The sequence below is a fragment of the Ewingella americana genome, assembly GCF_006438725.1.
Lineage (GTDB): Bacteria > Pseudomonadota > Gammaproteobacteria > Enterobacterales > Enterobacteriaceae > Ewingella > Ewingella americana_A.
This window is the reverse complement of sequence record NZ_RCZD01000004.1, coordinates 254,712-266,327: the sequence shown is the minus strand read 5'-3', so window position 1 is coordinate 266,327 and position 11,616 is coordinate 254,712. Positions and strand designations below refer to the sequence as shown.

Below are 11,616 nucleotides of genomic sequence, written 5' to 3'. Positions count from 1 at the left end.
GAGCGTAAATTTGCCTGCTGTAACAATTGTTCACCCATCTGAAATGCAGAACAGGAGAGTGATGCTAAGATCTGTCAGGTTTTTCCGACAAAATAACGTATTATGCGGTCGGCAAACAGTCATTGTAGGTCAGTCTTTTTGAAGTCACATAGGATTAACCTTGTTCAGACAAGCATTTAATGCTTATTTTATAGAGGTTAAGCACAGTATAACGGCTGCCTGCTCCTGGGTTATTATTGGTTATTACATGAATAAAGATGAATTCTACGCGGAATTAAAACGCGATCTGAGCGCATTGCTCGCCGGAGAGAACAATTTTATTGCCACTCTGTCGAACACCAGCGCCTTGCTTTTTGAACGTCTTGAAGGGGTTAACTGGGTGGGTTTCTATCTGATGGATGGCAGCTCACTGGTATTGGGACCGTTTCAGGGCAAAATCGCCTGCGTGCGTATTCCCGTTGGGAAAGGCGTTTGCGGCACGGCTGTGGCTGAAAACCGCGTACAGCGCGTTGGTGATGTGCATGCCTTCCCTGGCCATATTGCATGTGACGCATCCAGCAATGCAGAAATTGTGTTGCCGGTGACCGTTAACGGCACAGTGATCGGTGTTCTGGACATTGACAGCACGGTTTATCAACGCTTCGATGAAGCGGATGAACAGGGGCTGACAGAGTTGGTCGCCGGGCTTTGCCAACATCTGCAAAACAGCGATGCGGCAAAATATGTCAATCTGATCGTAAGTTGATCTACGGATAACGTGGCATTTAATGATGACGTCATTATAATGACGCCTGTTCATGCCTGCGCCGGTTGGCAAACCCGTTGTAATCAGGAAATTTCATGGAAAATCAACCTAAGTTGAACAGTAGTAAAGAAGTCATCGCCTTTTTGGCTGAGCGTTTTCCGCTCTGTTTTAGCGCCGAAGGCGAAGCACGCCCTTTAAAGATCGGTATCTTTGCGGATTTGGTCGAACGCGTGCAAGGTGAAGAGAATCTGAGCAAAACTCAGTTACGCTCTGCTCTGCGCCTTTATACCTCAAGCTGGCGTTATTTGTACGGCGTTAAAGTTGGCGCACAGCGCGTTGACCTTGACGGCAATGCCTGTGGCGAGTTGGAAGAGCAGCACGTCGAACACGCACGTAAGCAATTAGAAGAAGCGAAAGCCCGCGTTCAAGCACAACGTGCCGAACAACAGGCAAAACGTCGTGAAGCCGGTGAAGCCGAACCACGTCGTCCACGTCCGGCTGCTAAGAAACCTGCACCGCGTCGTGAAAATGCGCCTGCAGCTGTGGCTGGTCAGGAAAATCGCAAACCACGTACACCTCGCCCACCGCGTGAGGAAAAACGTGAACCGCGTCAGGTGCCAGTAACAGATATCTCAAAACTGCAAATTGGCCAGGAAATCAAAGTCAGAGCAGGACAGAGTGCGATGGATGCTACCGTTTTGGAAATTGCCAAAGACGGTGTCCGAGTGCAGCTCTCTACGGGTCTGGCGATGATCGTGCGCGCAGAACACTTGCAGTTCTGATACGGAGGCCAACTCAGGCATGAACAAATTTGTCAGATTAAGCGTTATTGCAGGTCTGTTGTTGTCAGGAGCCAGTCTGGTTAACACCAGTTATGCTAACGATAGTGCACCGGTGACTATCGATCAGCTCAAGCAACTGACACAAGAACCTCAGGACGCCACGGTGAGCGAGCGTGTTACGGCACGCTTTACCCGTTCGCATTATCGTCAGTTTGACCTTAATGCAGATTTCTCCGGGAAAATCTTCGACCGTTATCTCAACATGCTCGATTATGGCCATAACGTATTGATGGCATCCGATGTGGCACAGTTTGCATCCAAGCGTAATACCTTGGGTGAAGAACTGAAGTCAGGTCAACTGACCACGCCGTATGCCTTATTCAATTTGGCGCAGCAACGTCGCTTTGAACGCTATAACTATGCGTTACAAGTGCTGGCTCGCCCGATGAATTTCACCGGCACCGACACAATTAATCTTGACCGCGCTAAATCTCCCTGGCCGAAAGACCGGGCAGAACTGGACAGTTTATGGGATGCCAAAGTCAAATATGATGAGCTAAACCTCAAACTGACCGGTAAGAACGATCAGGAAATTCGAGATGTGCTGACCAAACGCTATCGCTTTGCGATGAAACGTTTGACGCAAAGTAACAGCGAAGACGTTTTTCAATTGGTGATGAATGCCTTTGCGCATGAAATCGACCCGCACACAAACTATTTGTCCCCGCGCAGTACTGAACAGTTTAATACTGAAATGAGCCTGTCTCTGGAAGGTATTGGTGCAGTATTGCAGGGCGACGACGATTACACCGTGATCAACTCAATGGTAGCAGGCGGCCCGGCGGCCAAAAGCAAAGCGATTGCAGTCGGTGACCGAATTGTCGGCGTAGGGCAGGTAGCGACCAGTAAAGGTGTGGTTGATGTGATCGGCTGGCGTCTTGATGACGTTGTCGCTCTGATCAAAGGCGCGAAGGGCAGCAAAGTACGTCTCGAAATTCTGCCAGCAGGTAAAGGCACCAAAACACGTACCGTTATTCTGACCCGCGAGAAAATCCGTTTGGAAGATCGCGCGGTGAAAATGACCATCAAGAAAGTTGGCAATGAGAAAGTTGCTGTGATGGACATCCCGGGCTTTTACGTTGGTCTTACGGACGACGTTAAAGTGCAATTGCAGAAAATGGCCAAGCAAGATGTCAGCAGTCTGGTTATCGATCTGCGTACTAACGGCGGCGGTGCATTAACCGAGGCTGTATCACTTTCAGGTCTGTTTATTCCTAGCGGCCCGGTCGTGCAAGTACGTGATAACAATGGGCGTATCCGCCAGGACAGCGATACCGATGGCGTCGTCTACTATAAAGGCCCGCTGGTTGTCTTAGTTGATCGTTTTAGCGCTTCTGCGTCAGAAATTTTCGCCGCAGCTATGCAGGATTACGGCCGTGCGCTGATTGTCGGTGAACCGACCTTCGGTAAAGGCACAGTCCAGCAATATCGCTCTCTGAACCGTATTTACGATCAGATGTTGCGCCCTGAGTGGCCAGCGTTGGGGTCAGTACAATACACGATTCAGAAGTTCTATCGCATTAACGGCGGCAGCACTCAGCGTAAGGGCGTAACGCCTGAAATTCTGATGCCTACCGGTATTGAAGCGATTGAGACGGGTGAGAAATTTGAAGATAACGCCTTGCCATGGGACAGCGTTAACGCTGCGACCTACACCAAGACCGGTGATCTGAAACCTTTCGAACCTGAGCTGCTGAAGGATCACGAAGCGCGTATCGCTAAAGACCCGGAATTCCAGTACATCCAGCAAGATATTACACGCTACAAAGCGTTGAAAGAAAAACGCGATATTGTTTCTCTGAATTACGCTCAGCGTGATAAAGAAGACAAGCAGGATGATGCTACACGTCTGACTCGCCTAAATGAGCGTTTCGCTCGTGAGGGTAAGAAGCCGCTGAAATCTCTCGAAGATTTACCGAAAGATTATGTTGCTCCAGACCCGTATCTGGATGAAGCCGACAACATTGCTGTTGATCTGGCTCGTTTACTGAAAACCCAGGGCGATCAGGCACCGGCGGCCAGCAAATAAGCTGACGTTGTCTGAAAAATCAGTCTTTATGAAAGCGCACTCCGGTGCGCTTTTTTATTGCCTGAGGATCTGCAGGGGACGGATACCCTCGTATTGCAGGAAAATACGGCAAGAATATGAAATCAAACGCTGCGATTTGTAAAGTATTGTGAATTTAACGGCTTATACTTCTCAGGCTCTTGAATCTGCAACATTAGCCCATAGGATCTAAGTCGGCCGGATAGTTTTTGTGGCCTTCACCTTGCACAATGATGAAACAACAATGAGGAAGTGAAAATTTTATGATGCGTATAGGGTTGTTCCTGATAACTAACCTGGCGGTCATGCTGATCTTTGGTCTGGTACTGAGCCTCACGGGTATTCAGTCAAGCAGCGTACAAGGGCTGATGATCATGGCTGGCCTGTTCGGTTTCGGTGGCTCCTTCGTATCCTTACTGATGTCCAAATGGATGGCGCTGCGTTCAGTCGGTGGTGAAGTCATCGAACAACCACGTAACGAAACGGAGCGTTGGCTGCTTGAGACGGTTCGCCGTCAGTCACAACAGGCGGGCATTGCCATGCCGCAAGTGGCGATTTACCACGCACCTGACATCAATGCCTTTGCAACTGGCGCACGGCGTGATGCTTCGTTGGTAGCGGTGAGTACTGGCCTGCTACAAAGCATGAGTCAGGATGAAGCTGAGGCGGTTATCGCCCATGAAATCAGCCATGTTGCGAATGGTGATATGGTGACGATGACGTTGATCCAGGGCATCGTGAACACCTTTGTTATCTTTATTTCTCGCCTGATCGCTCAGGTTGCGTCAGGGTTTCTTTCTGGCAACCGTGACGGCGAAGAAAGCAATGGCGGTAACCCAATGATTTACTTCGCTGTAGCGACCGTGCTGGAGCTGGTGTTCGGTATTCTGGCCAGTATCATTACCATGTGGTTCTCACGTCATCGTGAGTTCTACGCAGATGCTGGATCAGCCAAGCTGGTAGGTCGCGAGAAAATGATTGCCGCCTTGCAACGGTTGAAAACCAGCCACGAACCGCAGGAAGCCGGCAGCATGATGGCGTTCTGTATTAACGGTAAGTCGAAGTCATTTAGCGAGTTGTTTATGTCGCACCCGCCGCTGGATAAACGCATTGAAGCGTTACGCAGCGGGCAATATCTGAAGTAACAAGAAATAACCCACAGAAATGGAAAACCCGGCAGCGATGCCGGGTTTTTTTATGGGCAAAAATTAGCAGTGCGGTATTCCGTTACGACTTGCCTGCGGCCTCTTTCTGGCTTGATGTTTGCTGGGTCATGCGCATGAAACTTACTATCGCGCCGCTGCCTGCCAGCGTTCCTGCCAGAACTAACGATGCATGCGTGCCGTGCTCAGGGAAAAGATTGAACATCAGTGCAACCATAGCCGCGCCGGTGGTCTGGCCGAGGAGTCGCGCCGTACCGAGCAGTCCACTGGCGCCACCACTGCGGTTTCGTGGTGCGGCGGTGATGATGGTGTGGTTATTCGGTGACTGGAATAGCCCGAAGCCTGCACCGCATAGCAACATGCGCCAGATGATATTCAGATTCGACGGGTCGTGAGGTAACAGCGAAAGCGAATAGAGACCAAACGAGAACACAATCAGTCCAATTCCGCCAAGCATACCGGGATGATAGCGCTCAACCAGGCGGCCAGCGATCGGTGCCATCACCATGGTGGTCAGAGGCCATGGTGTCAACAGTAAGCCGGTTGAAACGGAGTCGAGTCCCAGCGTGTTTTGCAGGAAGAAGGGCAGTGAGACGAAGGCCAGCATCTGCGCGCTGAAGGAGCACAGCGACGTACCCAGAGACATCGCAAAAATAGGAATGCGCAGCAGGTCTACCGGTAATAGCGGGAAAGGACGTGACAACTGGCGGCGCACAAAGAACCAGCCAATGGTCAATAACGCCACCACCTCACCCAAAATCAACAGACGGTTTTGGCCTTGTGCAAACCCGCTGATGGCGGTGATGAGCAGCCCAAAGGTGAGGGCGTTCATGATGCTGCTGGTGAAATCGAATTTCTGTCCCTGACTTTTGGTGCTGTTGCCCGGAAGGTACTTCAAGCCGAGGGCCAGCGCTGCCAGCCCGATAGGCAGGTTAATGGCAAACAGCCATTGCCATGACGCAAAGGAGAGTATGCCGGCAGCTACCGTCGGGCCAGCGGCAGATGAGACCGCCACGATCAGCGCATTAATGCCCATTCCCCGCCCGAGAAAACGCTGAGGATAGATGATGCGTATCAGCGCGGTATTGACGCTCATGATCGCTGCCGCGCCAAACCCCTGTAAGATACGAGCAATAGTCAGGGTAGTCAGTGAGTCCGACAGCGCACAAAACAGCGACGTAATACTGAATACCAACAGGCCAGTCTGGTAGATACGCCGATAACCAAAAATGTCGCCGAGCGAAGCCAGTGAGAGCAAGGATATGGTGATAGCCAACTGATAGGCGTTGACCACCCAGATTGATGATGCAGGACTGGCATTCAGATCCCTGGCGATGGTGGGCAATGCGACATTAGCGATCGCACCATCCAGCACCGAAACGGTAATGCCGAGAGCGATAGCAAGGATCGCACCATAGCGCTGCGGAACGGGAAGTCCGTCATTGGGCGTGAGAGTCATGAATGAGTGTCGGCATTAAGATAATCAGAAGTGGGGATATTATCACGTGAGTGATTAAAAGGTGACAACCGTGATTATTGAGAATGATTTTAATATTGTAAGAAAAATTATGAATACCTGTGGCACAGCGCAGCAATTCTGGCTGGTGATTGCGTATCCTGATTGCTTGCCAGTATAATGAAAACCGTGTTCTATTTTTTTTGAAACAAAACTTAAGCGAGCAGGTAAGAGAGACTATGGCTATCGCAGATCTTGATAAACAACCGGATTCCGTCTCCTCAGTACTGAAGGTCTTTGGCATTTTACAGGCCCTCGGTGAAGAGCGCGAGATAGGAATTACTGAGCTTTCACAGCGCGTAATGATGTCAAAAAGCACGGTTTACCGTTTCCTTCAGACGATGAAATCATTAGGTTATGTGGCGCAGGAAGGCGAGTCGGAAAAATACTCACTGACGCTGAAATTATTCGAACTTGGGGCGAAAGCCTTGCAGAATGTTGATCTTATCCGCAGCGCGGATATTCAGATGCGCGAATTATCGCGCCTGACCCGCGAGACAATCCATTTGGGTGCGCTGGATGAAGATGGCATCGTTTATATTCACAAAATTGATTCTATGTATAACCTGCGTATGCATTCACGCATTGGACGGCGTAATCCGTTGCACAGTACGGCAATCGGCAAAGTGTTGATGGCCTGGGGCGATCGCAGTGAAGTGGATGGACTGTTGGCGGGAATGGAATTTACCCGCAGTACCGATAACACTATTCTGAGTGCCAAGGCGTTGCGTGCCGCGCTTGAGATTGTGCGTGAGCAGGGATTCGGCGAAGACATCGAAGAACAAGAGCAAGGCTTGCGATGCATCGCCGTACCGGTATTTGATCGCTTCGGCGTGGTAACTGCGGGGCTGAGTATTTCATTCCCAACCATCCGCTTCTCCGAAGAGCGTAAAAGTGAATATGTCAGCATGCTGCACACTGCCGCACGCAATATTTCACAGCAGCTTGGTTATCACGATTATCCGTTCTGATTTTTTGCCGGATGAGCAGTCAAAAAAAACCGAAGCCTGCGCTTCGGTTTTTTTATCACTCAGTTAACTGACGGAATAGGCGATTAACGATGCGCCAGTTCCGCATTCTCATCAGCATCCATGACTGATTTATCGGTCTGTTTCAGTAATTGGCTGGTGATGGTCCCTGCGGTCATTGAACCACTGACGTTGAGTGCGGTTCGGCCCATATCGATAAGCGGTTCAACCGAGATAAGCAAGGCAACCAGCGTCACGGGTAAGCCCATCGCAGGCAGAACAATCAGCGCAGCGAAGGTTGCACCACCACCCACACCAGCAACACCGGCAGAGCTAAGGGTCACAATCCCGACCAGCGTGGCTATCCACATTGGGTCAAATGGATTAATCCCCACCGTTGGTGCAACCATCACTGCCAGCATCGTCGGGTATAAACCCGCGCAACCGTTCTGGCCGATAGTCGCACCAAAAGAAGCCGAGAAGCTGGCGATGGATTCAGGAATGCCCAGACGACGGGTCTGTGCTTCCACACTCAATGGAATGGTTGCCGCGCTCGACCGACTGGTGAAGGCGAAGGTCAGCACCGGCCAGACTTTACGGAAGAACTTAGCCGGATTCACGCCGGTGAATGACAGTAACAGTGCATGTACCACAAACATGATCGCCAGGCCGAGGTAAGAAGCGACCACGAAACTACCGAGTTTGACGATATCTTGCACGTTGGAACCCGCGACGACTTTCGTCATCAATGCGAGCACGCCGTAAGGGGTCAGTTTCATGACCAGACGAACCAGTTTCATTACCCAGGCCTGCAGGGTATCGATGAACACCAGAACGCGTGGGCCTTTTTCCTGATCGTCTTTGACCAATTGCAGGGCTGCAACACCAACAAAGGCGGCGAAGATCACCACACTGATGATTGACGTCGGGCTAGCACCGGTCAAATCAGCAAACGGGTTCTTAGGAATAAAGGAAAGAATCAGCTGTGGCATCGTCAGGTCGGCGACTTTACCAACGTAAGTGCTCTGCAGCGCAGACAGACGCGCGGTTTCCTGAGCGCCTTGTACCAGGCCGTCCGCGGTCAGGCCAAACAGGCCCGTCACGAACACACCGACCAATGCGGCGATGAGCGTGGTGAACAGTAGGGTGCCGATAGTTAGGAAACTGATTTTACCCAGTGAAGACGCGTTATGTAACTTTGCAACGGCACTCAGTATGGAGACGAAAACCAGTGGCATAACAATCATCTGCAGCAGTTGCACATAGCCGTTACCGACAATGTTAAACCAGCTGATTGAGGCTTTAAGAACCGGATCATCGGAGCCATAAATCAGTTGTAATGCCAGACCAAACACCACACCAATTACCAGACCCACTAATACTTTTTTTGCCAGACTCCATTGCTTATGGCGGGTTTGCGCCAATAGCAGAAGGAGGGCAACGAAGACCACTACGTTAATCACGAGCGGAAGATTCATACCCAGATCTCCAAATTTTCATTATATCGTTATGAATTGCTTACGGGTGTTCTCAGCGAGGAGTGCACCATCACGCAGCATTGGGCGACAGAATATCAGGTCAGTGCAGTCATCAATTATATTCAAAAAGAATTTCTTATAACGTTTAATCGTATTTTGTATGCAAAAAATACGAAGTGATGGATTTTTAACCAGAGTTACGTGATCAGGTTCAAAATTTTGCTGAAAGACTCAGGTTTTATTGCACCAATAATGGGCGTCCAGTTTGGCCAGAACAGGGTGAAACCGACCAATAGCAAACATAACGTCCGCTCAAGCTGATTGCCTTTTTGGCTGTTGATCAGCGGTAATCGGAAACGCCAGCGGCAAGGCCACAGTAATGGAACACCGGCAGGTGTCAGCATATCCGCCAGGATATGGCTGAGATAACCAATGATCATGGCATGCAGGGCATCAACAGGGATCATCCAGTCGTGGGGAAAGTGGGTGCGGAATAAGAATATACTGGCAATCACCGCCAGCAAACTGTGGGTAAAGCCCCGGTGACCAAAAATGCGGGCAATAGGATGCGAAATCCACTTCAGGCGTTGGCCTATCAGGGATTTTGGGTGATCGATGTCGGGCAGCAGCGAAGTCAGCAGAGACGCCGGGATAATATGCCACCAATCACCATGAGCCAGCTCCGGTGAGAGCTGTGCTTTTTTGGCGAACACCGCACAGGCAATGGAAAATATGAGATGGCCTTCCGCCGTCATGAAGCTTCCGAACTGAATGACTGTTATTTTATCCAGTATATGTGAAAGTGTCACAATCAGGGAAGTGTTACGCTGTAACGAATTGTCAACAGGTTGATAAAAAAGCAAAAAGGCGCAAATTTTGCGCCTTTCAATCACATTTCGGCAACCTATCGTGCCAGCCAGCCGCCGTCTACTGCAATAGTATAACCGTTGATGTAGTCAGAGGCTTTGGAGGACAGGAACACAACCGGCCCCATGACATCTTCGGGTATGCCCCAGCGCCCGGCAGGAATACGTTCGAGGATCTCTTTACTACGATCTTCGTCCGCACGCAGCTGCTCGGTGTTGTTGGTTGCCATATAGCCTGGTGCGATGGCATTCACATTAATGTTGTGTTTTGCCCACTCGTTCGCCATCAAACGCGTAATACCCATCACTGCGCTTTTTGACGCCGTATAGGAAGGCACGCGGATCCCGCCCTGGTAGGAAAGCATGGAGGCGATATTTATAATTTTGCCACCATGTCCCTGTTTTATGAACTGTCGCGCCACGGCCTGCGACATGAAAAACAGCGTTTTACTGTTTACGTTCATCACATCATCCCAGTTTTTCTCGCTAAACTCGATAGCATCTTCGCGGCGGATTATTCCGGCATTGTTGACCAGAATATCAATATGGCCGAATTCACTTACTGCGGTGTCAATAAGCTCAGGGATGCCTGCAATCGTGCTGAGATCGGCGCGTAAATCAAGAAAACGGCGACCCAGAGCGGTCACTTTTTGTGCTGTCTCATCGGGTGCGCTGACATTGACACCAACGATGTCGCAACCAGCCTGAGCCAGCCCAAGCGCCATTCCCTGGCCAAGACCCGTATTACAGCCGGTTACCAGAGCTACTTTTCCTGCTAAATCAAATGTATTGAGTATCATGTTTTCTCTCACTTATACAACGGCGCTCCCGCCGTAAAGGGATGCTCCGCCGGTATTGGGCAGAGCTGGCTGTTTAGCGCAGTTCGCTGACTTTGACGTGGTCCATATCATCAAATACCTGATTTTCTCCCACCATGCCCCAGATGAAGGTATAGCGTTTGGTGCCAACGCCTGCATGAATTGACCAGCTTGGAGAAATAACCGCCTGTTCGTTATGAACCAACAGATGGCGCGTCTCCTGTGGTTGTCCCATCATGTGAAAGACTGCAGTTTCATCGTCCATATCGAAGTAAAAGTAGACTTCCATACGGCGTTCGTGGGTATGACACGGCATGGTGTTCCACAAGCTTCCCTGTTCAAGTTTGGTCAGGCCCATGGTCAGTTGGCAGGTTTCAAGCACGTCAGGAACAATGAATTTATTGATGGTGCGGCGGTTACTGGTTGCCGCGTCGCCAATGGTCTGCGGGGATGCTTCTGCTAAGGTGATTTTTTTATTCGCAAAGGTCGTGTGTGCTGGCGCACTGTTGTAATAAAACTTGGCAGGCCTGGACGAATCAAGGCTGCTGAACTCAACCTGCCTGGCCCCTTTGCCAACATACAATGCCTCTTCGTGCCCTATTTCATAGGTTATATCATCGACGACAATCAGCCCCGGCCCGCCGATATTGATCACGCCGAGCTCGCGACGTTCAAGGAAATAGCTCACGCCGAGTTGCTTGCCCACTTCATTACCCACGGAAACCTTAATATCGACAGGCATAACACCGCCGACGATGATGCGGTCGATATGGCTGTAGGTCATGGTGTAGTTATTCTTTTCGAAGATTTTCTCGATCAGAAATTCGCGGCGTAATTCTGCGGTATCGAGCTGTTTGGCATGATCGCTGTGGATGCTTTGACGGACTTGCATGTCTGTGCCTCTCGTGCGTGGTCAGTGTTACGAATGGAGGAATCACCGAACCGGATTGCAGCGTGTGTGGCAGTGACATCACCGCAAGGTTCCTGTTGCCCGGCTCATCCTTGTTGCAAGCAGCATAGAAGCATTGGGATGCTAATTCAATAAAAATGAAATGATGTTTTATTTATTTTATGAGGGAGTTCAAGATTTCAGACATTAAACCGTGGCAATGCTGCTGCGATCATTAGAATGCCTTGAAGAAGCGCTGCTTATCGCGGCGCAATAAGGTAATT

10 protein-coding genes are annotated in these 11,616 nt (G+C 50.3%); 5 read left to right on the top strand and 5 right to left on the bottom strand.

All coding sequences use genetic code 11. The features are described 5' to 3' along the window. Positions 1–247 precede the first annotated feature (247 nt). From EAH77_RS09350 to htpX, 4 genes are all read left to right on the top strand, one after another. Entirely contained in the window at positions 248–745 is a 498-nt protein-coding gene (locus tag EAH77_RS09350) for a GAF domain-containing protein (RefSeq protein WP_140471954.1), read from the top strand. A 95-nt stretch (positions 746–840) separates the two neighbouring features. Then, on the top strand, positions 841–1,527 hold the full coding sequence (gene proQ / locus EAH77_RS09345) for an RNA chaperone ProQ (protein ID WP_140471952.1): 687 nt from the start codon (positions 841–843) through the stop codon (positions 1,525–1,527). A gap of 19 nt (positions 1,528–1,546) precedes the next feature. After that, positions 1,547–3,616, top strand: a complete 2,070-nt coding sequence (gene prc / locus EAH77_RS09340) for a carboxy terminal-processing peptidase (protein WP_140471950.1) — start codon at positions 1,547–1,549, stop codon at positions 3,614–3,616. Between the two features lie 281 nt (positions 3,617–3,897). Continuing rightward, positions 3,898–4,779, top strand: coding sequence for a protease HtpX (gene htpX, locus EAH77_RS09335; RefSeq protein ID WP_140471948.1), 882 nt, complete (start codon positions 3,898–3,900; stop codon positions 4,777–4,779). Positions 4,780–4,861: 82 nt separating this feature from the next. On the opposite strand, the gene EAH77_RS09330 is transcribed toward htpX, so the two are convergent. Beyond that, positions 4,862–6,256: an MFS transporter gene (locus EAH77_RS09330; RefSeq protein ID WP_140471946.1), complete on the bottom strand. Its 1,395-nt coding sequence runs from the start codon at positions 6,254–6,256 to the stop codon at positions 4,862–4,864. Positions 6,257–6,492: 236 nt separating this feature from the next. Here EAH77_RS09330 and kdgR point away from each other — a divergent pair, with 236 nt between their 5' ends. Beyond that, entirely contained in the window at positions 6,493–7,284 is a 792-nt protein-coding gene (kdgR, locus tag EAH77_RS09325) for a DNA-binding transcriptional regulator KdgR (RefSeq protein ID WP_140471945.1), read from the top strand. An 83-nt stretch (positions 7,285–7,367) separates the two neighbouring features. Here kdgR and EAH77_RS09320 read toward each other — a convergent pair whose 3' ends face one another. The 4 genes from EAH77_RS09320 to kduI all read right to left on the bottom strand — a co-directional run bounded on the left by EAH77_RS09320 (position 7,368) and on the right by kduI (position 11,335). Then, positions 7,368–8,759: an L-cystine transporter gene (locus tag EAH77_RS09320; protein ID WP_140471943.1), complete on the bottom strand. Its 1,392-nt coding sequence runs from the start codon at positions 8,757–8,759 to the stop codon at positions 7,368–7,370. Between the two features lie 197 nt (positions 8,760–8,956). Then, on the bottom strand, positions 8,957–9,514 hold the full coding sequence (locus EAH77_RS09315; RefSeq protein WP_140471941.1) for a metal-dependent hydrolase: 558 nt from the start codon (positions 9,512–9,514) through the stop codon (positions 8,957–8,959). Between the two features lie 149 nt (positions 9,515–9,663). Further along, the gene (gene kduD / locus EAH77_RS09310; protein ID WP_140471939.1) at positions 9,664–10,425 is read right to left on the bottom strand and encodes a 2-dehydro-3-deoxy-D-gluconate 5-dehydrogenase KduD; all 762 of its coding nucleotides are present in this window, start codon (positions 10,423–10,425) and stop codon (positions 9,664–9,666) included. A 73-nt stretch (positions 10,426–10,498) separates the two neighbouring features. Further along, the gene (gene kduI, locus EAH77_RS09305) at positions 10,499–11,335 is read right to left on the bottom strand and encodes a 5-dehydro-4-deoxy-D-glucuronate isomerase (RefSeq protein WP_140471937.1); all 837 of its coding nucleotides are present in this window, start codon (positions 11,333–11,335) and stop codon (positions 10,499–10,501) included. Positions 11,336–11,616 lie beyond the last annotated feature (281 nt).

Excerpts from the sequence above, each read along its gene's own strand:
- proQ (WP_140471952.1), top strand. The coding sequence starts at position 841 with ATGGAAAATCAACCTAAGTTGAACAGTAGTAAAGAAGTCATCGCCTTT.
- prc (WP_140471950.1), top strand. The coding sequence starts at position 1,547 with ATGAACAAATTTGTCAGATTAAGCGTTATTGCAGGTCTGTTGTTGTCA.
- kduI (WP_140471937.1), bottom strand. The coding sequence starts at position 11,335 with ATGCAAGTCCGTCAAAGCATCCACAGCGATCATGCCAAACAGCTCGAT.
- kdgR (WP_140471945.1), top strand. The coding sequence starts at position 6,493 with ATGGCTATCGCAGATCTTGATAAACAACCGGATTCCGTCTCCTCAGTA.
- EAH77_RS09320 (WP_140471943.1), bottom strand. The coding sequence starts at position 8,759 with ATGAATCTTCCGCTCGTGATTAACGTAGTGGTCTTCGTTGCCCTCCTT.
- EAH77_RS09315 (WP_140471941.1), bottom strand. The coding sequence starts at position 9,514 with ATGACGGCGGAAGGCCATCTCATATTTTCCATTGCCTGTGCGGTGTTC.
- EAH77_RS09330 (WP_140471946.1), bottom strand. The coding sequence starts at position 6,256 with ATGACTCTCACGCCCAATGACGGACTTCCCGTTCCGCAGCGCTATGGT.
- kduD (WP_140471939.1), bottom strand. The coding sequence starts at position 10,425 with ATGATACTCAATACATTTGATTTAGCAGGAAAAGTAGCTCTGGTAACC.
- htpX (WP_140471948.1), top strand. The coding sequence starts at position 3,898 with ATGATGCGTATAGGGTTGTTCCTGATAACTAACCTGGCGGTCATGCTG.
- EAH77_RS09350 (WP_140471954.1), top strand. The coding sequence starts at position 248 with ATGAATAAAGATGAATTCTACGCGGAATTAAAACGCGATCTGAGCGCA.